This is a genomic window from Rhizobium sp. 10N414 (assembly GCF_056394785.1).
On record NZ_JBFTIN010000012.1, the window covers coordinates 100,946 to 121,436 of the forward strand.

General features: G+C 56.1%; 23 protein-coding genes and 3 pseudogenes. 12 read left to right on the forward strand and 14 right to left on the reverse strand.

Translation table 11 applies throughout. The features are described from left to right. The 3 genes from AC1DE4_RS13725 to AC1DE4_RS13735 are packed head-to-tail and all read left to right on the forward strand — an operon-like array spanning position 1 to position 4,113. Complete coding sequence (locus AC1DE4_RS13725; protein ID WP_477881696.1) at positions 1–2,736, forward strand: tetratricopeptide repeat protein; 2,736 nt, start codon at positions 1–3, stop codon at positions 2,734–2,736. After that, positions 2,737–3,813 carry an alginate lyase family protein gene (locus AC1DE4_RS13730; RefSeq protein WP_477881698.1) on the forward strand — a complete coding sequence of 359 codons (1,077 nt, stop codon included), beginning with the start codon at positions 2,737–2,739 and terminating at the stop codon, positions 3,811–3,813. It begins immediately after the preceding gene. A gap of 51 nt (positions 3,814–3,864) precedes the next feature. Further along, positions 3,865–4,113, forward strand: a complete 249-nt coding sequence (locus AC1DE4_RS13735; protein WP_477881700.1) for a hypothetical protein — start codon at positions 3,865–3,867, stop codon at positions 4,111–4,113. Positions 4,114–4,285: 172 nt separating this feature from the next. Here the strand turns inward: AC1DE4_RS13735 and AC1DE4_RS13740 are convergent, their stop codons facing one another. The 4 genes from AC1DE4_RS13740 to AC1DE4_RS13755 all read right to left on the reverse strand — a co-directional run bounded on the left by AC1DE4_RS13740 (position 4,286) and on the right by AC1DE4_RS13755 (position 6,374). Continuing rightward, positions 4,286–4,477, reverse strand: coding sequence for a hypothetical protein (locus tag AC1DE4_RS13740; RefSeq protein WP_477881702.1), 192 nt, complete (start codon positions 4,475–4,477; stop codon positions 4,286–4,288). Positions 4,478–4,684: 207 nt separating this feature from the next. Next, positions 4,685–5,173, reverse strand: a complete 489-nt coding sequence (locus tag AC1DE4_RS13745; RefSeq protein WP_477881704.1) for a GNAT family N-acetyltransferase — start codon at positions 5,171–5,173, stop codon at positions 4,685–4,687. 410 nt (positions 5,174–5,583) lie between these two features. Further along, on the reverse strand, positions 5,584–5,895 hold the full coding sequence (locus tag AC1DE4_RS13750) for a hypothetical protein (RefSeq protein WP_477881706.1): 312 nt from the start codon (positions 5,893–5,895) through the stop codon (positions 5,584–5,586). Positions 5,896–5,978: 83 nt separating this feature from the next. Next, complete coding sequence (locus tag AC1DE4_RS13755; protein WP_477881708.1) at positions 5,979–6,374, reverse strand: DUF1236 domain-containing protein; 396 nt, start codon at positions 6,372–6,374, stop codon at positions 5,979–5,981. Positions 6,375–6,778: 404 nt separating this feature from the next. Between AC1DE4_RS13755 and AC1DE4_RS13760 the strand changes: the two are divergent. Then, positions 6,779–7,035, forward strand: a pseudogene (locus tag AC1DE4_RS13760) (catalase); the annotation flags it as partial. Positions 7,036–7,044: 9 nt separating this feature from the next. Here AC1DE4_RS13760 and AC1DE4_RS13765 read toward each other — a convergent pair. The 4 genes from AC1DE4_RS13765 to AC1DE4_RS13780 all read right to left on the reverse strand — a co-directional run bounded on the left by AC1DE4_RS13765 (position 7,045) and on the right by AC1DE4_RS13780 (position 9,486). Further along, the gene (locus tag AC1DE4_RS13765) at positions 7,045–7,467 is read right to left on the reverse strand and encodes a hypothetical protein (RefSeq protein WP_477881710.1); all 423 of its coding nucleotides are present in this window, start codon (positions 7,465–7,467) and stop codon (positions 7,045–7,047) included. Between the two features lie 121 nt (positions 7,468–7,588). Further along, positions 7,589–7,750 (reverse strand): DUF1328 domain-containing protein, encoded by a 162-nt coding sequence (locus AC1DE4_RS13770; protein WP_018859876.1) that lies wholly within the window; start codon positions 7,748–7,750, stop codon positions 7,589–7,591. 73 nt (positions 7,751–7,823) lie between these two features. Continuing rightward, entirely contained in the window at positions 7,824–8,513 is a 690-nt protein-coding gene (locus AC1DE4_RS13775; protein WP_477881713.1) for a hypothetical protein, read from the reverse strand. Positions 8,514–9,351: 838 nt separating this feature from the next. Further along, complete coding sequence (locus tag AC1DE4_RS13780) at positions 9,352–9,486, reverse strand: hypothetical protein (RefSeq protein ID WP_281412475.1); 135 nt, start codon at positions 9,484–9,486, stop codon at positions 9,352–9,354. On the opposite strand from AC1DE4_RS13780, the gene AC1DE4_RS13785 reads away from it, so the two are divergent. Beyond that, positions 9,485–10,252, forward strand: coding sequence for a phospholipase D-like domain-containing protein (locus AC1DE4_RS13785; protein ID WP_477881715.1), 768 nt, complete (start codon positions 9,485–9,487; stop codon positions 10,250–10,252). The two genes, AC1DE4_RS13780 and AC1DE4_RS13785, sit on opposite strands and share 2 nt — an antisense overlap. Here the strand turns inward: AC1DE4_RS13785 and AC1DE4_RS13790 are convergent. After that, a complete protein-coding gene (locus tag AC1DE4_RS13790; protein WP_477881717.1) occupies positions 10,202–11,173 on the reverse strand; it encodes a lysylphosphatidylglycerol synthase domain-containing protein in 972 nt (323 codons plus the stop codon). The two genes, AC1DE4_RS13785 and AC1DE4_RS13790, sit on opposite strands and share 51 nt — an antisense overlap. A 66-nt stretch (positions 11,174–11,239) precedes the next feature. Here AC1DE4_RS13790 and AC1DE4_RS13795 point away from each other — a divergent pair, with 66 nt between their 5' ends. Further along, positions 11,240–11,995, forward strand: coding sequence for an endonuclease/exonuclease/phosphatase family protein (locus AC1DE4_RS13795; protein ID WP_477881719.1), 756 nt, complete (start codon positions 11,240–11,242; stop codon positions 11,993–11,995). Between the two features lie 68 nt (positions 11,996–12,063). Next, positions 12,064–12,426 (forward strand): type II toxin-antitoxin system RelE/ParE family toxin, encoded by a 363-nt coding sequence (locus AC1DE4_RS13800; RefSeq protein ID WP_477881721.1) that lies wholly within the window; start codon positions 12,064–12,066, stop codon positions 12,424–12,426. Positions 12,427–12,444: 18 nt separating this feature from the next. Here the strand turns inward: AC1DE4_RS13800 and AC1DE4_RS13805 are convergent, their stop codons facing one another. Further along, entirely contained in the window at positions 12,445–12,759 is a 315-nt protein-coding gene (locus AC1DE4_RS13805) for a helix-turn-helix domain-containing protein (RefSeq protein ID WP_477881723.1), read from the reverse strand. 435 nt (positions 12,760–13,194) lie between these two features. On the opposite strand from AC1DE4_RS13805, the gene AC1DE4_RS13810 reads away from it, so the two are divergent. Continuing rightward, positions 13,195–13,509, forward strand: coding sequence for a DUF4440 domain-containing protein (locus AC1DE4_RS13810; RefSeq protein ID WP_477881725.1), 315 nt, complete (start codon positions 13,195–13,197; stop codon positions 13,507–13,509). A 568-nt stretch (positions 13,510–14,077) separates the two neighbouring features. Then, positions 14,078–15,343 carry a DUF763 domain-containing protein gene (locus tag AC1DE4_RS13815; protein ID WP_477881727.1) on the forward strand — a complete coding sequence of 422 codons (1,266 nt, stop codon included), beginning with the start codon at positions 14,078–14,080 and terminating at the stop codon, positions 15,341–15,343. A 135-nt stretch (positions 15,344–15,478) separates the two neighbouring features. Here AC1DE4_RS13815 and AC1DE4_RS13820 read toward each other — a convergent pair whose 3' ends face one another. Continuing rightward, positions 15,479–15,760, reverse strand: coding sequence for a hypothetical protein (locus AC1DE4_RS13820; RefSeq protein WP_477881729.1), 282 nt, complete (start codon positions 15,758–15,760; stop codon positions 15,479–15,481). 560 nt (positions 15,761–16,320) lie between these two features. Here AC1DE4_RS13820 and AC1DE4_RS13825 point away from each other — a divergent pair. Next, on the forward strand, positions 16,321–16,542 hold the full coding sequence (locus tag AC1DE4_RS13825; protein ID WP_477881731.1) for a hypothetical protein: 222 nt from the start codon (positions 16,321–16,323) through the stop codon (positions 16,540–16,542). A 141-nt stretch (positions 16,543–16,683) separates the two neighbouring features. On the opposite strand, the gene AC1DE4_RS13830 is transcribed toward AC1DE4_RS13825, so the two are convergent. The 3 genes and pseudogenes from AC1DE4_RS13830 to AC1DE4_RS13840 form a co-directional block, all read right to left on the reverse strand. Next, entirely contained in the window at positions 16,684–17,769 is a 1,086-nt protein-coding gene (locus AC1DE4_RS13830; RefSeq protein WP_477881733.1) for a hypothetical protein, read from the reverse strand. 28 nt (positions 17,770–17,797) lie between these two features. Next, positions 17,798–18,093 (reverse strand): annotated as a pseudogene (locus tag AC1DE4_RS13835) (histidine kinase dimerization/phospho-acceptor domain-containing protein); the annotation flags it as partial. Positions 18,094–18,370: 277 nt separating this feature from the next. After that, on the reverse strand, positions 18,371–19,246 hold the full coding sequence (locus AC1DE4_RS13840; protein WP_477881735.1) for a hypothetical protein: 876 nt from the start codon (positions 19,244–19,246) through the stop codon (positions 18,371–18,373). 345 nt (positions 19,247–19,591) lie between these two features. Between AC1DE4_RS13840 and AC1DE4_RS13845 the strand changes: the two genes are divergently transcribed. Both AC1DE4_RS13845 and AC1DE4_RS13850 read left to right on the forward strand, forming a co-directional pair. Beyond that, positions 19,592–19,966 (forward strand): nodulation protein, encoded by a 375-nt coding sequence (locus tag AC1DE4_RS13845; protein ID WP_477881737.1) that lies wholly within the window; start codon positions 19,592–19,594, stop codon positions 19,964–19,966. An 89-nt stretch (positions 19,967–20,055) separates the two neighbouring features. After that, positions 20,056–20,124, forward strand: a pseudogene (locus AC1DE4_RS13850) (hypothetical protein); the annotation flags it as partial. Between the last annotated feature and the right edge of the window lie 367 nt (positions 20,125–20,491).

Here is a 20,491-nt window from a genome sequence, read left to right on the forward strand (position 1 = left end):
ATGCTGTCTCAAGTTTTGCGTTCTGCACCTTTTTTCGCCGGGGCCGTTGCGACCTGCCTGTGGCTGGCACTGGCGATCGACCAGGTCAAGGCAGATCCGGTGGCCATTGAGTTCCTGCCGCCCAAGGTAGATGTCAAGGCCGTCTGTGTACAGCGCGCGCCCGATGGAGAAGTGATCGATCGGTGGGTTTCATGGGATCGCAAGACGCTGCCAAAACTTCAATCTTGGATCATCCAACGCGAGGCTCAACGGCTGCGAGACATCGATCCGGAACTTTATTTCCCCATCATCGCCCGCATGATCGAGCTTCTGCCGGACATTGACCGCAGCCTGAAGCCACGGGACCTGGAGGCTGACAGGATTACCCTTTATCTGCGTGCCGGCAAAATTAAGGAGCTTGAGAGTAACGGAGTCCTGGAAACATTTTTCACGCAGGCGGAGGCAGGTGCGCCGAAGGACCTCGATCTCGCTGCTGAACTGATACTGACGGGGGTCGTCGCTCAAAAGGACAAAGCCAAAGCTCTCTCCTATCTCGTCAATGCCGCTTATGGTGGAAACCCGAACGCGCTCCTGCAGCTCGCCAAGCGAAACCTTGATGGCGAACGGGTCGAGGGTTGGTCTGTCGATCCATCGCTGGCCATAACCATGGCTTTTGGCGCAATGGTCGGAAAGCTCGACAGCGGAATTTGCGATCGCGTGGCACGCATTGCGCGAGAGTACGAAAAAGGAGACGTGGTCAAGCAAGACCGGACGATTTCGGAGGCATGGTTGCGGTTTGCCGCCGATCTTGGCGATGGCAACGCAGCCTGGAAAGTAGCCCGTTATCACCTCGAAAGCGCGGATATTCGCAAGGACAATGCCGTTCTCATGCACTACCTCAAGTTTGCGGCCGATAATGGCGTGATTGCTGCCCAGTCAGAGCTTGCACACGTGTATGAGGCCGGCGCCATCGTTACAAAGGACCTTGAAAAATCGGAATACTATTATCGCCAGGCGGTTGCGGCAGGACATCGCAGCAGCTTGATCAGGCTTGCCAATCTCTATGGCGAATCCGATGCAAAGGACGCTCGGGAGAAGTACGTGCAAGCACTGAACGAACTCGCGTCACTCGAGGATGCCCCCGGCTGGGTTTTTGCGCGATTGGCCAATCTAGCGATTGACAAGGATGGTTTCTGGAAATCGCATGATCAGGCAAGCAAGTTCTTTCAGCAAGGCGCTGATCGTCGTGACATGACATCGATGCACAGCCTTGCTGCTCTTCGCCTGAGCAGCACAGGTGATGGAAATTTCGATGAGGGCATCAATCTCCTATTGGCGCTCCTCGACAATTTCGGCCGGACAGACACGATGAAGGATCTGCGCGATGCGTATCTGTGTCATGCACCAGACGGACCGCGACTCGAACAGGCGGAATACTGGTCAAATGCTGCCAAGGGATCGCAGGCCAGCGCATGGTCTGTCGAAGACATCGATGGGCTCGTGCACCATCTTGATGATCCGCAAACCGCATTGCTGCAGTCCGGCGCGCTCAACGGACAACCAAAGGCGATTGCGGGCTATCTCTGGTATCTGACTTCTATCGCGAAGGACGCGGATGCAATCAAGGAATGGGAGGGTCGGCTGTCGCGCAGCCCCGATGCCGAAGCGGCGTTTGCGGCCCTGATGCTACAGGCTGCCGGCAATGACATCGGCAAGAAGCGCGCCGCATTGGACCGGTTTCTTTCGGCCGCGGACCTGCCGAGCTCGGCTGCACGCATCGGGGCCGGCGAACTCATACTTTCATCCTTTGCAGAAGATCCAAGACTTTTGGCAACGGCAGAGAAATATCTGAGACTTGAGGCCTCACATGGCAACGGAAAGGCCTTGCAGTTGCTGGCCACCAAGTTTGCGGCACCGGCTGAAATCTACAATCAGTATCGCTCGGCCATCGTTGATCGAGGCGACGCAGATGCATCGATTTTCGCGGCGAGGTACGTCAGCGATGTCGCAACGAGGGAAAAATATCTGCTGCGAGCTCAAAGCCTCATGGATTGCTCCTTTGATTCCGCCTTGTCGATGGCGCACGCCTATATCGATTTGCGCGAGCCTGAAAAAGCACAGGACTGGATGGACGTTGGCGAGACCTTTTCAAAGGACAAGCCCTGGAGAGCAAGAGTGCTTGCGGAAGCCTATTCGACCTTTCCTTCGCCAGTCGGACAAGACAGCGCAATGCGTTTGTTTGAGGTTGCAGCACGCGGCGGTGACGCGAGGGCTGAGCAGTATCTCTTGAAGGCATATACCGATCGGCAGGGGCAGCAATTCTCGCTCGAGAAAGCGACCACGTTGATGGTCGCTATTATCCAAAATGCTTCCGCAGATCGGGTTGCCAGCCGCTTGAATGGATTGGCGCGGTCACACAAGACTGTCTACGAACAGCTCCTCGCCCGGATTGACCTCACCTCAATCTACGAGCGCTCGGCTCAATCGGGTGATCCCGTCGGAATGCGTGAGTACGCAAAACTGAAGCTTGCAAACAGTGGGGGTGCCGAGGCAGCGTCGAGTGCGACGAATCTGTTCCGCAAGGCCGCAGACAAGGGCGATTCCGAGGCAATGGTGCTACTGGCACAAAATTACGCTTACGGGATCGGCACGCCGCCATCCCTGCCGGAGGCGAAGCTATGGCTTGAAAAAGCAGCGCGTCTTGGAAGTAAACAGGCAAATGAAATGCTGTCGGTTATGTCAACGAAGGTAAATTAAATGAGACGTTGCACTCTCCTGCCACTGTGGTGGCCTTTGACCCCATTGACATTCCGTCGGACTGCTCTTGTCCCATTGTTGGCGCTGGGTCTGCTTGCCGTCGAGGCGCAGCTCGCGCAGGCCGAGCTTAAGTGCCCGCGAGTGCCGAAACCTATGGCGAGCCTCGAAATCGGGAGCCGCTATGAGAAAGGCGATGCCTCGCGCTCGGAAATCGATGAGGATGGAAACGCGGCAGTCAACAAGGCGCTTCGGCCTCTGGACCTGTTCGTCAGAGCGGTTGCCGCGCTTAACAAGGGATCATCCGGCAAGCATGCCAACGACGAGAAACACTTGTGTCTCTACAGTGCCCTGGCATCATGGGCGGATGCAGGGGCATTGTCGGATCTGAGCACCGTGAATGCCAAGCTCGCCGTTTCGCCACGCCTTGCCGGAATCGCGATTGCCTATAACGAGGCAAAAGAGAAAACAGCTCCACCTCCAGAGAAGCGACGGACAATCGAGGCATGGTTGGGTCCACTCGGCCATACGCTGCAATCGTTCTTCGATAACGATGCGCCTGAGATGGCATCACAGAACAACCTTCGGGCCTGGGCAGCGCTCGCAGTCACCCAGATCGGGCTGGCGACGAACGACGACGCGCTGATTTCCTGGGGCTCGAAGTCCACTGAAATGGTCGTGTGTTCGGCCGACGACGACGGGGCTCTTCCTTTCGAAATGAAAAGAGGAGACAAGGCCTTGCATTATCAGTTGCATGCGGTCGCGCCCCTGGTGGTCAACACCGTGCTCCTGGACAACCGTACCGGTGATGGGTTCCAGGCTTGCGGCGCAAAGCTCGAACGGATCGTGGACTTTACACTTTCTGCGCTTGAAAACCCTCAGCTGGCGGCAGCAAAAGCGGGCACCGAGCAGTCGTTTTCAACCGGCAGCGAGACATTGGAGCCGTTTCAGCTTGCGTGGCTGGAGCCCTATCTCAAGCGTCAAAAGGATGAAAAGGCCTTGCGCTTCGCGGAAAAGTACAGGCCGTTGTCGAACTCGAATCTCGGCGGCAACCTAACCGACCAATACTCGAGCAACTGAGCCATAACTGCCTCCTGCTACAAGCCAAACACGCGAATAAGGGAGTTTCCCGTGCGTAAAATTCATTATGTGGCAATGATCGGTCTCGCCACACTATTATGCGGGTCTTTCGACGCGTCGGGCCAGGGAATGACAGTTCGCCCGACAGTATCAGATCAACCGCCGGAAAATAAGCAAGCTCGGAAACTGAGCCCCAAGGCCTGCGCCAAACTCCTGACCAAGGCAGAGAATTCGGGCAAGAGCATGAACGTGATTATCCGGCGAAAGATGCAGCTTGCCTCCCGCGGTTGCGAGTTCTAGGTCAAGATCAGAGAACGCGTTCGTAACCGCGGACGACCTCGTGGTACGGTGATCGAAACACTACTTGGTCGTGAGAACAGACCACGTGCTTTTTGCTGGAGACATCGAACAAAATCCCGCTTTCTTTGCAGTCGCTTTCGGGAAGCGACGTTCAAAACCTCGCCCTGGATAATTACTGGATATCTCTTGGAAGCCTGTCGATCATTGCCATCGGATATGGAACGCTGACCGGCTGCTTGGAGCGAAACTCTGTGATGCCATTCGGATCGACAAGAATAGCTTCGAATTCGTCGGGGGAAGGTCCTTCAAGATCATCGCGCACAATCATCCGCGCCGACATCCACGGCAGTGTCGAGACTGGCAAAAAAACGCCTCCGCCAGCAACGAATGCGACCGCTGCGAAAACTCCAAAACGCAACAGTAGTTTCCCGCATCCCGGATCGAAAATCACAAAGGAGGTTAGGCTGCCTGCTTATAGACGTATACGCTCGGTGTCAGCCACCGAGTGTACAGGTACTACGCGGCGGCCACGTCTCGGATGTGGACGAAGCTGCAAATGATGGCGTGCCGCTTACTGCTTCGCAAGCATCGGCAAAATCAAGCCCCACCGCGTCTCTTGAGGTGATCCGAACGGTTCGAAACCCAGTTTCTTGTAAACGGCAATCGCCCGTTCATTGGCCGGGTGAGGATCGGTTGCGATAGCGGGTACGCCGGCATTGAACAGAGCCCTCATTCTCACCCCGATAAACGCTGATCCGTGCCCAACACCGATCATTTCGGGGTTTCCTATGTATTGATCGATTCCCCGCGATCCCGTGGGAAGCTTGGCAAAATGGTGATCTTGCCAGCCGTGGACGGTATAGTCCTGCATAAACGCAAAGGGGCGTTCGGCGATTGAAACAATCCAACGCGCTACCCGAGGATCAGCCAAGTCTGTCGCATCGTACGGCTCATCTGAGTCCCACCATTCGCGGACATGCGGGTTCGATTGCCATAGTCTAAGCAACGGGAGATCATCCAACGTCGCTTTGCGAAAACTGTATTGGTTAGCCGCTGTCATTAAACAAGCTTAGCACGTCGCCGGCCGGTAGAAATGGGCTCTTTTGCGACGATCAAGCGACCGCGCCCGAACGAAGTCTGGTCGCGGAGGCGAACTAGAAATTGAACGAGCCCGCAGGCGTGGAGCAAGCTGCGAAAGGGGACCGTCCGATGCGCCATGCCCTTACCTATCAAGCGTCATCGACCAGATCCATGCGATCGTTGCCCCGTCGGCACCGGCGCAATCCGATTTGCTTTAGCCCACACCCTTACCGATAAAAAAACCGGTTGAGCGGTTTCAACCGGATCGAGCATTGTCGGTGCACACGACGCGCTACCACCAGCGTGCTGCCAACTACCTCGCTTCCGCCACGCTCGCGGCCATACGCCCCTGGCTGAGCGTTTATGAGTCCACGGACACAGTACCCGCTATCAATGGAGCGTTACCGCGTCCTTGCCACCGGATGCAAGGTTCTCGAGGAGCGCCACCAGCTTTGCGAACTCGTTCAGGACGATTTGAAATTCAGCGTCGTCCATCTCTGCTATGTCAGCTATCATCAGCGAAACGCATTTAATCAGCGCATCGAGGCGTAAATATCGGTCTAACGCCACCTCGCCAAGTTTTCTTGACCGATAGAACCGCAGCTCATCAACGATACGGCCGACAAGATTGCGTCTGTCGACCCTATCCAGATAGGGAAGCTCAAATTGGGCAAGCTTGATCTCTGTTATGAGCTTTGTCACACGATTCCCCTAAGCCGCGGTGACGGCAGGTGAGCCGGCGGGGAATTGCCCCCCACCGGCATGCGTCCAGCATCCTCTTACGACTACTGGATGACCTGGATCACCTTCCGCGAGGATGGCTCGACGATTACCCGTCGCTCATTGACGATCGCATAGGCATATTTTGGATCATCAGGAATCGGCGTTACAACGACCGTCTCGGGGAGCGGTTGGCCAACAACCACCTTTTCCTTGACGACGACTTTGGACGTCGGAGCCGGAACTTGCTGCACATAGGTAACGACTTTCTGGGGCGGCGGATCGATAAGGCTACCTGCCACGCCACCGACGATGCCTCCAACGGCTGCACCGACCGGCCCACCGACGATTGCCCCGGTTGCTGCCCCGCCCGCAGCGCCCGTCACCGTCGATGATTGCGCGTAGGCAAAAGTAGATGCGAGAGCGACCACAGTGGCAGTTCCTATCAATTTTATACGCATTCAAATTTTCCTCCATTTGGAAGCGGTATTGTCCGCTCGCTGAACGAACCACCAAGCGCAGCAACGGTTCCCGGCCCGGGACTTCAGTCTGACGGCGCTCAGACCAAGGTCCAAGGTCACCGCCCCGATCGGCATCTCCAATTGAACCACCGCCCGAGCGTGGAGCCGGGATGAGAAGTTGCTGCTCAGCCAAAAGAAGCGAACCCGGGGCAGCCAGGCGATATCAATTTCCACCGGAATGAGGAATTCGCAGCCTGTCGGGAACTTCAACGTTCACATTGAAGTTGAGAGATCGGTTCCGTTGCACCGAAGGGATCTAAGCGACGGGAAATAATCGCATCTCCAATTTAGGGAAAGCAACCGATGGCGAAGAGAACCACGAAGCGCCAAATCAATCTTGCTCGATTCACGACCAAAAGCCTCATCGAGGAAATGGTGGCGAGCTCCATCAATTTGCCGAAGACGGCGCCGAAGTCCTGACCACGTCACAAGGCGCGCCGGTCGCTGACGACCAGAATTCACTGGGGGCGCCCGCGGGCGCCTCATCGTTGATGACTTTCACTTCCGAGAGAAGATTTTCCATTTCGACCACGAACGCATTCCGGAGCAGGCTGTCCATGCTCGCGGTTACGGGGCCCATAATTTCTTTGAGACCTATGAATGGAAGCCCCTATCCTTCGGTCCGCCGCTGAATGGCTGCTGTCACAAGCGGCAGGGCCGCAGTGACTGCTGATCCGAGCGGTATCGTGCGAACAAGGCTTGCCAGGACATAGGTACCGGCCATTGCTCCCGCCAGTTTCAGCCATGGGTAATCACCGAGTTGCGCATTCGCGCTCGCATCGGCCCATTCGGCACGTGAACGGATTACGGTCTCAGCTTGCTGTGTAACAACGGAAAGCCTCGCACGAAGATGCTCAACTTCATCCTTTACTGCTAAAAAATCCGCGTGAACGTCCTCTAAAGTTCGCCGCGAAAGCGCATCAGGTACCACTCGATCCTCCGCGCGAGCATCGGCCTCCAGCAAAGCCAAGTGCTCCTGTAATTCGTCGTCGGTGTCGAACTCGACCGGGCGTCCAGTGGTGTCGGCATTCATCCTAGTCTCTCCGAATTTTCCGCGCGTCATCGCGAAGCTGGAGGCTTTCCTCCCAAATCTCACACGAACAGACACGGCGGTGGATTTCCGCCACCGAGCGAGGCTCATTCCAAAGAGTTCCTCATCGCTTCATCACACGCATTGCGATTGAGACGACAAAAAGCACGAGAAAGATGAAGAACAGGATCTGAGCGATCGATGCAGAAGCTCCAGCGATACCGCCGAAACCAAGTACACCGGCAATCAATGCGACCACCAAAAATACAAGAGCGTAGTAAAGCATTTCAACCTCCGTCATTTTGACGAGAGGAAAACGGAGCGAGAGGCGATTGGTTCCGAGGCCGGGCAGTAGTGGCTCAGACAGCTGCCAGCGTGCGGCTCCTGCTGAACGCAAAGTCACCATCATTGGGCTTCGGAGGCTCAGCGGCGGCCAGATATGCATTTACGGGAATAGTCAAAACGAACCAGACACCTGCTCCGAGAATGAACAATTCTCCGGATTGATCGCCTGCGCGAGCAATCATTGGCAGGCAGACAGAAATCAGGAGGACGAGCATCCGCACCGACCACTCGGTTTCTCGCTTCCTGATTGCGAGGGCCGCCCTTGCGCGATAGGCGCGTGCGTCATACTCACCGCGCTTCGGTCCTGCCAAAAGTTTCCATGCGGGGCGCAATGACAGAAGCATTAAGGTACTTGCCGCAATCAACCATCCTGTTCCTGAGAGGAACCAGCAACTCGCGGCAATCAGGCACGAAATCACGATGAGCTCCCAAGCCGGACCGAGCTCGTCCGGGGAGCGCCGGCTTTTCTCATGCCAGATCTGGAGTGCCCGCGACGCCCCCTGAAGCATCGGCTGGTCAACGAAACGACTGATAAATTCCATATTGCGCCCTTTGGTCCACGACATACCAACAACAGGCAATTTCGGCATGAGCGTGGCGTCGCCGTCAAAAACGGTCAGGCGACAACTGACAGCAATGCCGGGCGCAGGTGAAGAAAGGACGTCGTGAATCTCGGCGAGATGGCGCCATTTCGTCCCTGTCATTGACCGAGCAACCCGTTGCTAGTCATCGACAAGTTGGGACCGGCGTGCCGTTGCCTTCGCGGCGTTGGACGGCGCACGGGGACATGGACTGGCGGACCCGCTGCGATCGTATTGAGCTGGCAACGACTTTTTTTGGACGGATCTGGAACAGGCCGCGCGCCGGGCGCGTTTCGCGAGACATCAAAATCGCCACGAAGTTACAGGAAAAACAGCGCCAAATGCACGAGTATCGATCGGCAGACAATGCCCCCCCTCCGGATCGCTTCCAGGCTGTCTTTTCTTCTCTAAGCCGTTTGGCAGGTCAAAAGCCTCTACGGAGTATCGTCCGCCGTGGACGCAACGCCTGGCGCACTGGCGTTGCTGATGAAGCCACATTTCTGATCGACGGCGAAGCATACTTTTCTGCCCTCGACGACGCGCTTGGGCGAGCACAGCGCGAAATCTGGATCATTGGTTGGGATTTTAACCCGGATATTCGCCTGCGACCCCATTCAAGTACTGAAACCCTTTGCGAACGTCTCTTGTCGCTGGTGGATAACCTCCCGCAACTCAGGGTCAGAATTCTGGTCTGGGGGATGGGGCCCATTTATTCGGGCAAGTCACTGCGGCTGTTTGGACAGAGCCCAATCTCCAGACATCCGCAGATCTCATTGACTTTCGATTTTAAACATCCACTGCGTGCTTGCCACCACCAGAAGCTCGTTTCGATTGACGGAAGTGTCGCCTTCATGGGTGGCATCGACCTGACAGCCAGGCGATGGGACGAATCCGACCACCGGAGCGCAAATCCTCTAAGACTCTCGCCTGACGGTACTCCCTACCCGCCTGTTCACGATGTTCAATGCCTGGTTTCGGGTGAGGTAGCGGGAATGATCCGTGATGTGGCCAGACGACGTTGGAAGAGGGCAACCAGCGAGAGTGTGTCTTCCGAGATCGATGCGACGATCATCCGACCAGCTTTGGCGGCCGACATGATGCAAGCTCCCGCGGCTATCGCCCTGACCGAACCAGGCCTCATTGGCAAGCGTGGACGCTATGAGGCACGTCGGCTCACGCGCGATGCCATCGCCGCAGCCAAGAGATATATCTATGTCGAAACTCAATATCTTGCGTCCGCCGGCGTCGGCCGGGCGCTTGCAAGGCGATTGAAGGAACCGAACGGGCCTGAGATCGCGGTAATCGTCACAAAGACCTCGCACGGTTGGATAGAGAAGTTCGCCATGGGCAGCAACCGCGACCGCCTGATACGGCGTCTGAAGCGCGCCGATTGGTTCGATCGACTGAAGGTAATGTATGCCGTCACGTCCGACGACAATGGCGGCGAGGAGGAAATCACTGTTCATTCGAAGCTCATTATCATCGACGACCGCTTCGTACGCGTAGGATCCTCCAACCTCAACAATCGTTCAGAAGGCCTGGATACGGAGTGCGATCTCGCACTCGAAGCCGATTGCGCTGCCCACCAGGAGGCCATTGCGTCACTTCGCCACCGCCTCATCGCCGAGCACCTGAGTGCGACCGCTGCCGAGGTCCGTGAGGTGGAGAAGTCGCGATCAATGCTTGGAGCTATCGCTGCGCTGAACACCCAGGAGCGTGGCTTGAGAGAGTACGAGGTTGATCCTGATTGCAGCGAGACGGGCCTCTTGCCGGGGTCCGCACTTGTCGATCCCCGGCGGCCTTATTGGCCACTACAGAAGTTGCGCTTGAGGCTCGGACGGTTTCTTGCGACCCTTGTCTAGCCGCATCTTTTTCGCGTTGCGGGTTATCAACTCGCTGATTGCGAAGACGGGCAATCCCAACAGCAACGGCACTAGGAAATAAATCACGCGGAATGCCACGAGCCCCCCGATCGACGCAGCGCCTGGAAGCACGGTCGTGACTGTGGCCTCCAGCACACCGAGGCCGCCCGGCACGTGAGCGACAAGAATGGCCACGTTGGCGAGGACGAACGCCGTTGCGCTTTGGACGAAGCTCACCGGCGCCTCGCTTGCCAGGACCTGATGCAGACAGGCGGCAACGAAGGTGAAGTTAAGCGTGCCAATCGCGATCTGTCCAATTGCAAGTCTGATGTTCGGCATTGTGAAACGCCATTTCCAGAGCCGCAATGGCGAGCGCACCATGGCGGAAAGAACGACGTAGGCTACCGGCAATGACAGTACGCCGAGACCGATCCAGAAGGGATTGCTGCTGCTCACACCCAACAGTTTGCTGACAACTGTTGGATTTACGAGACAGACTATGACTCCGAGTGCAGACAGCCCGAGCATGACCGTTACCCCGCAAAACAAGACGACTTTGGCGACCTCCTCGGCGTTCAGCCCCCATCGTGTGTAGTAGCGATATCGAACGGCGCCGCTGCTTAGGGCGGCCACTCCAAGATTATGGCCGATCGCAAGTGCGGTGAAGGAGGCAATCGCTGCTTTCGGATAGGCCAGCGGCCGGCCAACATATCGCAAGGCCATCCAATCGAAGCCCGTGAGGCAAAGATAGGAAAGAGCACAAAATGCGACGCCTGAAACCAGACGCCAGCGGGGAATCTGGTCAATCGATTGCAGGATCTCGTCAAAGGTATACCGGCTAAAGACCTTGTAGAGCAGGTAAGCCGCAAGCAGCAGGCCGAACACGAGGAAAATATTGAAAAGGATGCGCCTTGCCGACATGAGGGATCCGTCCGTTTGTTGTCTTTGTCTTTGGGAACGAAATTGGGCGAGACGGGTTCCCGCTGAATGGCTACACCACCCTCCTGTCCCCCACGCGACCGGCGCGAGATCAAGATTCTCACCTACAACGTTCACAGCTGTGTCGGGACGGACCGCAGGATTGACCTGAACCGGATTGCGGATGTCATTGCGCAATCTCAAGCAGACATCATTGCACTCCAGGAGCTGGACGTCGGCCGAAAAAGAACCGGCGGTGTCGACCAGGCGGCGACTATAGCGGCGCTGCTAAAGATGAACGCCCACTTTCACCCGGCACTGCATGTCGAGGAAGAACGCTATGGCGACGCAATTCTGACAGCACTGCCCACGCGCCTGGTAAGGGCTGCAGCCCTTCCCTCGATCGGCGAAAAGCGCGGCGCAATCTGGGTGCAGGTCGATGTTCACGGGGAACCGCTCAACGTACTCAATACGCACCTAGGGCTTCGCAGCCGCGACCGTGTCCGGCAGGTCGCGGCACTGCTCGGCGACGACTGGATTGGACATGCTGAGTTTCGTTCCTCGCCGTCAATCGTCTGCGGAGATCTGAATGCCACACCCTCGACTTCCGCCTATAAACGGCTGTCAACGCACTTTCGCGATGCGCAATTATTGACAGCCACAAAGCCTCGACCGACATTTCCTTCGCGCTATCCCCTGTTGCGTATCGACCATGTCTTCGTATCGCAGGAAATCCGGGTAAGGTCGTCGTCAATTGTATTCGATCCGCTTGCACGTCGAGCCTCAGATCACCTGCCGCTGTTGGTAGGTTTTCGAATCGAATAAGCTTGGGAGGCTTGGGATCGAGTGATCGAGTGGATGGAAAGAGAGGTTTTATGAAGTGATGAGGGAAAATGTCCAAAAAATTGAATTTAGAGTACGTCAATAATTCCGCACTGAAGGCGATGAAGGCTCTCCCGAAGGACATCGGACTCCAATTCGCGACGGACCTGCAGCGGGTGCAAGAAGGCAAGGACCCCCTGTCGGATTTTAAACATTTAAGTGGAATCGGACCTGGCGTGATAGAGTTGATCGAGAATGGAAGTCCGGCTTACCGAGCAGTCTACTGCGCCAAGTACGAAGATACCGTCTTCGTGCTGCACGCTTTCACCAAAACCACAAACGGGGTCGATAGGGCAGCGATGAAGACGGTGGACGAGCGCTTCAAGGCGATGATGAAAGAGGTTAACGCTCGGAAGAAGCAAAAGAAGAAGTAAGAGACAACTGAGGCCGCCTTAAGCGGCCTCTGTCATTTCTACATCGCAGACTATTCTGTGATGTTCAAAGGATGGTTTGAAGCGAACGCCGAGGCGGGCCAGATAGCCAATGAGCCTATCAGCGGAGAACAGGTGAACCTTCCCCCGCATCAGCTCGCTAACTCTTGGCTGTGGGATGCCTAGTGCTTCTGCCGCATCTGCTTGTTTCCACCCGCGATCCCGGATTAGATCGACGAGAGCGGAGATCAGGGCAGCCCGGAAGCTCAAATCGGCAGCTTCATCCTTGTCGTCAACGAGTGACTCGAAGACGTTGTCGTACACAAGCCGTTCCATTTGCTTTCCCTTTATACAGGTTTCAGTATATAATCAAGAATGATTGGGGCGTCAAGTTAGCTCCAAATTGTTTTTTTTGCGTTCGACCTAGGCCAACATGCTCGGGCGCAATGTCCGCCCTGGCGGACTTGGCTTGCCCGCAAACAGATGCCCAAAATGGGTGATGCGCCAACCTTGAGTCCTTGTCATCTTGGCCTGCTAGGCACGCCTGAGTTGGCAGCTTTGCAGGAGCTGTGCCGAGAGCATAGCGCCATGCTGCTGGTCGATTGCGCACATTTCCTCGGATGCATCGGCCCAGACGGTCTGGGGCATGCTCGCAATGCAGAATATGGTCGGAAAAGTCGATGTTCTCATCGGCACGTTCTCTAAAACGTTTGCCTCTATCGGCGCGTTCGTGGCGACGCAGCATGTCGGGTTCCGAACCGCTCTGAGAGCTTGCCGCAGACCGCAGACTTTCACCAAGAGGGATTTCAGGAGTTTGGAGCGTCTGAGATCGTCTACGACCGAACCACCATCATCGACCTGCTCGCGCAGGAGAGCGGTTCCGGTGAGGGCGACCTCCGAACGTCGAACTACGCCCTGATGCCCATCTCGAACGACGCCGTTCTTCTGACCTACGAGACAGAGCGCTCTTATCAGGATGGTTCAAATCGGTGTGTGCTGCGAAGCTCCGTCTGGAAGCATGACGGGCACAGGTGGCAAAATGTTCTTCCATCAGGGCACAATCAAATCGTAAACCAAGGTCGATAAGAATAGGCGTTGGCCACTTCCTCTGTCCTTCGATGGAACCTTTGGGAAGTGAACGGCTCTGTGGGAAGTTCGCGTGCCACGCTTGCGTTCTCTATCGGCCTCAATAATCTCCCTTTTGCGCATGTGAGCAGAAAGCGGCCGCCTGGCGTTGAGGAATACAGGCCGCATATCTAAGAACCAGCGTCGGTCGGCGCGACATCGAAACCGGGAGATCGAGGATTTCCAGCCATTCGAGCGCCCACCAGCGGGCTTGTCGGTTCGAGCTGCTGCAGCAGCCAATTCCTCAAGAGCGCGGGCCACAACACCGGGATCGCGGGAGGATGCGGCGAGCTGTAGGTTGTCCGCGATATAGCGGGCGTGATCGCTGAGCGACCCATGTCCGACCGAGCGACAGGCTTACCAATGGCTACCATCCGGAATTTAGACTTGTCGAGCGATCCAAAAAACGCTGGGCTGATTTCACCGGCGGCGAGACGGCGAGCGTCTTCATCACGGCTGGCCTGCGCAGGGCGGCTCTTCAAGAACTTTCTCGTTGTCTCGGCGTCTCAAACCGCTTTATAAGCTTTGCATGGTCCAACGAGCCGGCAGCGCCGATCTTCCTCTTCATGGTGGCCGTGTCCCACGATGGTTGGGCGAGCGCATGACACGGCTCGGTGCGGTCATCACCGAGGCAATCGTCATTCACTACGGTCGCGACGAGTTGCTCAGTCGCATGGCACACCCGTTCTGGTTCCAGTCTTTCGGTGCAGTCATGGGCATGGATTGGCATTCGTCCGGCATCACGACAAGTGTCATCGGAGCGTTGAAGCGGGGCCTTAATCCGATGGCCGGCGAACTCGGCATTCATGTCTGCGGCGGCCGCGGCAGACATTCAAGGCAGACGCCTGACGAGCTGATGGCCATCGGCAATCGCGTGGGAATTGATGGCGCCGCTCTTGCGCGCACCAGCAGGCTGGTCGCCAAAGTTGATAGCGCCGCCGTCCAGGATGGTTTCGATCTTTACCTGCATGGCTTCATTGTCACTGATGACGGTAAATGGGTTGTGGTCCAGCAAGGCATGAACGGCGGCAAAAGGCAGGCACGACGGTATCACTGGCATTCGGAGGGTCTCCGAAGCTTTGTGGATTCTCCCCATTCAGCAATCGAAGGACGCGGACAGGGGAATATTGTCAATCTCGCTGACCATCGAGCGGAAAGCTCGAGGAGAAGTCAGCTTGATTTGCTGGGCGTGTTGGGGCCGGACAAAATCCTGCGGGAGGTCATCGCGCTTGAACCGGCGCGGGAAATGAGAAATGCCGCCCAACCACTGCTGCCCCACCTGATCATGCCATCCCATCACGACGTGCGTGAGAAGGACGTCGACATGAAACGCCTGCATGGGACACTGGCGGCAGCGGCCGACCGCGGCCCAAAGGATTTTGAAAATCTTCTTCTAATTCCGGGGATCGGTGCACGGACGGTGAATGCCCTAGCAATGGTGGCCGAGGTTGTTCACGGCGCGCCATGTCGTTTCTCGGACCCCGCCCGCTTCTCGCTCGCCCATGGCGGAAAAGATCGCCATCCTTTCCCTGTGCCGGTCAAAGTCTATGACGAAACAATCAAGGTAATGAGGTCGGCCGTCGGCCGAGCAAGACTTGGTCGCGAAGAGGAACTACAGGCTTTGAGGCGTCTCGACGATCAGTCGCGGCAACTGGAACGCTATGTTACAGGCCCAGATCTGAAGGAGATCGTCGCCGGCGAATTCTTGCGGTCGCACGAGCGGGGCGGTCGTAGTGTATTCGGATGGGAGCAACCGGCAAAGGAAGAGACAGAGCGCTTGGGCCGCAAGCCTTGATGCTTGGGGTATCGCCCCTGTTTCGAGAAGCGACGAAAAACGGGCCTCACGCAACCCTGAACCGATATCGCCTCAACCTTCCTTGGACCCAGCAGCTCACTGTCCGTCTTGCTCAATTGCCGATTTGTCGGAAGGTCAGTTAAGGTATGGGCGGGCGCCCTTCCTGTTGGAAAACTGGTACACCAGCAGCATGCCCTGCTCCAATAGGAGTTCGGCAGCTGGGAAATCCCGTTGCGCGAGATCGCCGCACAGCCCGCGGATTGTTGAGGCCAGGCATGTGGAATTGGTCACAAATCGGGCATCGCCCAAGGTTTCAGCTTCGTCTGCGCTCGCTTCCAAAGCGTCGGCGACCGTCTCCAGCAAGTTGGTTCTTTCAACGAGGGTCATCTCGTCCAGTCTCTTGGAAATCGTATTCATGACAGCCTCCTCGCGCGAACAGCTTTAAGTTCGCGGCGCTTTTTCACGGTGAAGTTATCTGATCGCTAGAAACGTGGGGGCCCCGCTTCAGGAATGCAAATCATAGCTGACAAGCGCTGATCGCACGGGTCTGGCCAGCGATGCGGATCCGGAAGTCTCGAAGAGTTTCCGCATGATCCAGACGGCGCGGTCGGTGCTGGAGCAACACCCGATGGTGACCATAAATGTTTTGGACCGGGGCGCAGGATCAGGCTGCGTATGAACTCGTGACTCAATCCACTCTCACTTCGGGCCGCACTCCCAATTACGCGTGAGGGCGGATTAGCCCAGGCGTTAAAAGAAACCAACTCACGCTTTCAAAATGCGGACTGCGTGCCCGGAGGGGGCCAGGATTGGTTTGTGTTCGGCATCGTCCCAATGGTCTAAACAATTGACCACTATGGCCGTTTTACAACACGCCAGCTTCAACCGCCGTCACATAAGAGAAATCTCATATATCGCGCATTGCCTTCCTCCCGCAGGCCCTTCTAGGCTTGACCTCGTTTGGGTAGGGGGGGCAGATGCGGCGGATTGAGCTGGCGAAACCGGTGTTAATATCGAAAGTGACCGACATGATTGATCGCATCCTGCAATGCTGGTGCGAAGAGAACGGTTATCCAAGGGGAAGTGTTGAAGCGGGCCGAAAGGCAAAAAGCCTGCTCCAGTGGATCGAACTTGGGGTAACCGATGAAGCTGAATTGTCAGACCTGATCCGTGACGACATCGTCATCAACAGCAGATAGTGCATCCACTGTGGTTACGGCAGCATTCTGTTCGCGCAGAAACACTCTTGGACTCACCTTCAGCGCGGAGGCATGACCTGAGGCAATTGCTTAAGGCAGGGTGTCCCGGTTTGCGGCGGTGCAGATCGAAACAAGAGAGTTTCAAAGCTTGTATGCCACACGCCCGCCCTTGGGCACGACCTGGACCGGTTCGGCAATCGGACCGCCACGCAGCGGAAAGATACCAAGCTTTGAAACGATGACCGAATATCCAGCGTATTGCCGGATTGTATCCCCGCGGGCAAAGCGCAGTTCAGCTGCCAACCCAAGCTTTTCCCCATCCGACAGCAATACCCAGACCGTCGCGCCGTTGTCGTCACCGGCCATTTGTCTCCGGTTCCCATCGGGGCCGATACAGTAAAGGCCGTATCCGTTCGCAACCCAGTCCTCGTCACCATCCCCGTCGACGTCCATCCTGTCGATAAACCTGTCGGAGAGATCCGTTTTAGAGCCGTCGCTACGTGCGTTACAAGCATCCTGCCACCGCGCCAGACTGGCGAGCATTGCTGGCGGAAAGATGTTGCTCCATTTACTGACGAATTGACTGGAATCGATCTTCTGTGGCCTTGCACCCTTGACCGCATGTGGCGCGGTGGTGACGGGGCGGTCTCGGTTTGTCTTGGTCAGGAATGCCTGAAGTCGCGAACGCAGTTCCGCGTCGTCCCCGTTTGTCGGTTGGCGGAAAAACAACAGGAGAGATCGAGACACTCCCGCGGGCAGGTAAATAGTGCTGATGCGTTCGGGAGCCTTCGGAAAGGTCGCACAAGAATCGCCATCCTCGAAGACGTAAAGAACCTGCGTCTCCAACTTGTTCTCTGTATTTGTCCTGGTGCCGTAAGCCGCCCATCCTTTACCGGACTCAATCGTTTCCAATAGCAACCTTCGTGCCTTTTCCGGGACATCAGCAATTGCTGGCTGCGTATCAGTCTGAGATTGGCCGGCGTAAATCGCCCCGTCACCTGAGGGGGAAACATGGAGCGGGGATATCACGAAATTCTCAAATGCTTCCGATGCAATCTGCAGGCACTTGGGCGGGGGCGTCTCGTCTGCCAATGCACTGCTGCCCGCCGCGCTGATGCAGATTGCCAGGCTGGCGAGGGTTTGGCTAATTTTCATTCTCCACATCTCAATCCCACCTTTGCCGCGCGTCCTCCAACCGTTGTAGCTTTCAAAAGACGGATAATTCAAGGTTTCGCGTTCTCGCAGTGCGGAACGCCAGCTTGCGCAGGTCAACCGCCTTTACCTGCAGGTCCTGGCGCCGTGCGATGCCAGCAAGCGCTGGGTCAAAGATGCCCCTCTCCTCGCGGCTTGAAGCGCTCCATCGACCAGCTTGACCAGGCGCGCCTCACTAGTTACCGCCTTGCGGATCAGTTCGAGAATTCCGAGTACCACCATCAATAGATTGTTGAAGTCGTGAGCAACGCCCCCTGTCAATTGCCCGATCGCTTCAAGCTTTTGAATCTGGCGAAGTTGCTCTTCCGCCTTTTGTCGCTGCGCGGCCTCGGCCAAAACAATCTAGCTAATTTAGCCGATAGATAGGTACCATCCAATGGAGAACGTGAACGATAGCGAAGCTTTCCCAAGAAAAGGGCAGTAACCGTTCGGAGGGCAATGGAGTTATTTTGAAAACTCTCGGGCGTAACCTCACCTACTCACTTATATTCGCTGGTCTTACTGCCGCTGCCATCACGCTAATAATAGCGATGATGGATTGACGTTCGCCCGTGTGGTCGGAACCGAAACCTTGCCACGCCTGACGGAGGCTCATGCGCTCTGGAGAAAAAGAGGCTCAATCCCGAACGCTGCCGGTGCCAACCTTCGGCATTACTGGTCCCTCCGCCCCCGCAACGAATGGGGCTGCAACCGCCGCCGAGATTGATTGCGCAATCGCCATCTGGACGTCGAGAATACTTCGACCCTTAATCTTGACGTCATAGTCGCTCGACCACACGACTGCGCCGTCTGCCCGCCGGACCAGTCGTGCGATTGATCGCATATTATCACCCTCCAGGCGTATGCTACCTTGCAGCGTGTATGTCGTGTCGGCCTCATTGGTATTGGGTTTTCCGTCCTCGGCGATCACGACCAGTTCTTTGGACTTCACGAGATTGACGACGATTTCATTTTTCAGCCCGCTCAAGACCTCATCGGAAACCCCTGTTTCTTCATTGGTCGTAAAGCGTTTGACCAAAATCGTTGCCCTGCCGCCGCTCATGACTGGCTGCTTCGATGGAGTGTTATTTCTTTCGGTGAACGACGCCATCACCACGGCGGCAAGTACAATCATTCCAGCGGTGATCATGATCCAACGAGGCAATCTGCTTTTGCGCTTTGGCGGCTCGGTTGGCGGCTTCTCGGTCAATGACGTGCCTGCGGCAGAGACCGTTTGCGCTTCATCTTCAGTCCTGGTGCCACCCTCAATCGCCTGTTTCGCGAAAGCTGGAACGTAACCGCCAGCCGGAACGGCAATCAGTACTTCATCCGCTGAGCCGCTCGTCAGATAGTACCGCTCAAGAGCACTACGAAGCTGGCGTGCTGCCATTCGCACGCAAGGATCATTCATCGCATCGAATGACGCATCACGTCCGAAAACGCTGGTTGCAATAGTGAATGCCTTCAGATAGGCGGCTCGTCCTTCGAGGGTCTCGTTCACGATGAACTGCAAAAATCTGCGCCCGCGATCGGGGAGAATGAAGTCTGGGCTCGACAGTATGCGGTCCAACTGTTCTCGGACCTCGGCGGGAGAGGGGTGCGAGTGTACGCTTGCGGATTGACTTCTCATCGGGCTCCTTTCGACAAGTGCACAACTAGAAGAATATATAAATGACAGCTTATCGACATGTAGTTACATGGCAATTAACTTTATTGAGATGACCCAAAAAAAGCCCCGCTAATTCACGGGTGGGGTTAGAACGGGCACGGAAACAGAACATACCGTAATTTACTTCCGTGGCGGCCCGCGGTTGCTACATTGTTATCGGGTAGACGATCGCCATTGGAGAACGATTGGATGGAGAAGGACAGCTGCCGTGCGACCGCGCAATCTGGATTGCGTCGGTTGATGCTCAAGCTGCCTGCGCAACGCCAACTGCTCCAGAAACTGCCCGCGTCCAGCTCATGGCGGTTCTTTTGCAATCTTATTGAAGCCTACGATGAGGGTTGCGTCGCACTGGAAGCCTTCCGGCGTGACGGTGCTGACCGCTTTTATATCGAGGAATACGAGACGATGGTCGCTGAATTGGAAGCTGATGTCATCCGAGACCTCGAGCGGGTTATCATTTGGCCTAACCACTGCCGAACGCACATGTTGTTGGCTGGGGTCACAGAAAAAGGCCTCCCAACAATTCCAAAGGTGTGGCCGCTAAAGCGCCGCAACGCTGCTTAGCCTTGAATGTGATGATTGCTCTGCGGGCACGGCATTGCGCAGTGTGGATAAGGTAAAATACGCCCGCGTAACCATTTAGTGCACAGTTCCCGAATATCTGTGGGAAAGACGTGAAAACTTACTCTAACCAAAAGGCTCTTTGCGACGCCGAGGCATAACAGTTCCGTTGTCGCTAGCCGCCGCAAACGCCAAGCTGATTGACTCACATCACGCGGTTTTTCACGAGGAATTGCATGCTAGTCGTATCCATATGCGAAGGTGAAGGTGAGCGTAACTTCGCTTGTACCGGACTAACTTTTGAAGATGAATTTGTGTTCATAGTTTCCTACGGAGTAACCTATCGATTTCGGACTGTCGAAATTATGGAAATTGTCCCGGTCTATAACCCTGAAGCGCGTCAGAGCGTCGGGTTTTCACCATGCAACCCATAACGGCCAAGAGCATAGAGCAACCATGGGAGAACGAGATTCTCCGCGAAGCCCTGTCCAAAGCCCAGTCAAAAAAACCGATATCGCGGCCGATCTT

Bases quoted from the DNA above. Each gene is read 5' to 3' on its own strand.
- AC1DE4_RS13725 (WP_477881696.1), top strand. From the start codon at position 1: ATGCTGTCTCAAGTTTTGCGTTCTGCACCTTTTTTCGCCGGGGCCGTT.
- AC1DE4_RS13730 (WP_477881698.1), top strand. From the start codon at position 2,737: ATGAGACGTTGCACTCTCCTGCCACTGTGGTGGCCTTTGACCCCATTG.
- AC1DE4_RS13745 (WP_477881704.1), bottom strand. From the start codon at position 5,173: ATGACAGCGGCTAACCAATACAGTTTTCGCAAAGCGACGTTGGATGAT.
- AC1DE4_RS13755 (WP_477881708.1), bottom strand. From the start codon at position 6,374: ATGCGTATAAAATTGATAGGAACTGCCACTGTGGTCGCTCTCGCATCT.
- AC1DE4_RS13765 (WP_477881710.1), bottom strand. From the start codon at position 7,467: ATGAATGCCGACACCACTGGACGCCCGGTCGAGTTCGACACCGACGAC.
- AC1DE4_RS13770 (WP_018859876.1), bottom strand. From the start codon at position 7,750: ATGCTTTACTACGCTCTTGTATTTTTGGTGGTCGCATTGATTGCCGGT.
- AC1DE4_RS13775 (WP_477881713.1), bottom strand. From the start codon at position 8,513: ATGACAGGGACGAAATGGCGCCATCTCGCCGAGATTCACGACGTCCTT.
- AC1DE4_RS13785 (WP_477881715.1), top strand. From the start codon at position 9,485: ATGATGCAAGCTCCCGCGGCTATCGCCCTGACCGAACCAGGCCTCATT.
- AC1DE4_RS13780 (WP_281412475.1), bottom strand. From the start codon at position 9,486: ATGTCGGCCGCCAAAGCTGGTCGGATGATCGTCGCATCGATCTCGGAA.
- AC1DE4_RS13790 (WP_477881717.1), bottom strand. From the start codon at position 11,173: ATGTCGGCAAGGCGCATCCTTTTCAATATTTTCCTCGTGTTCGGCCTG.
- AC1DE4_RS13795 (WP_477881719.1), top strand. From the start codon at position 11,240: ATGGCTACACCACCCTCCTGTCCCCCACGCGACCGGCGCGAGATCAAG.
- AC1DE4_RS13800 (WP_477881721.1), top strand. From the start codon at position 12,064: ATGTCCAAAAAATTGAATTTAGAGTACGTCAATAATTCCGCACTGAAG.
- AC1DE4_RS13805 (WP_477881723.1), bottom strand. From the start codon at position 12,759: ATGGAACGGCTTGTGTACGACAACGTCTTCGAGTCACTCGTTGACGAC.
- AC1DE4_RS13815 (WP_477881727.1), top strand. From the start codon at position 14,078: ATGGTCCAACGAGCCGGCAGCGCCGATCTTCCTCTTCATGGTGGCCGT.
- AC1DE4_RS13820 (WP_477881729.1), bottom strand. From the start codon at position 15,760: ATGAATACGATTTCCAAGAGACTGGACGAGATGACCCTCGTTGAAAGA.
- AC1DE4_RS13825 (WP_477881731.1), top strand. From the start codon at position 16,321: ATGCGGCGGATTGAGCTGGCGAAACCGGTGTTAATATCGAAAGTGACC.
- AC1DE4_RS13845 (WP_477881737.1), top strand. From the start codon at position 19,592: ATGGAGAAGGACAGCTGCCGTGCGACCGCGCAATCTGGATTGCGTCGG.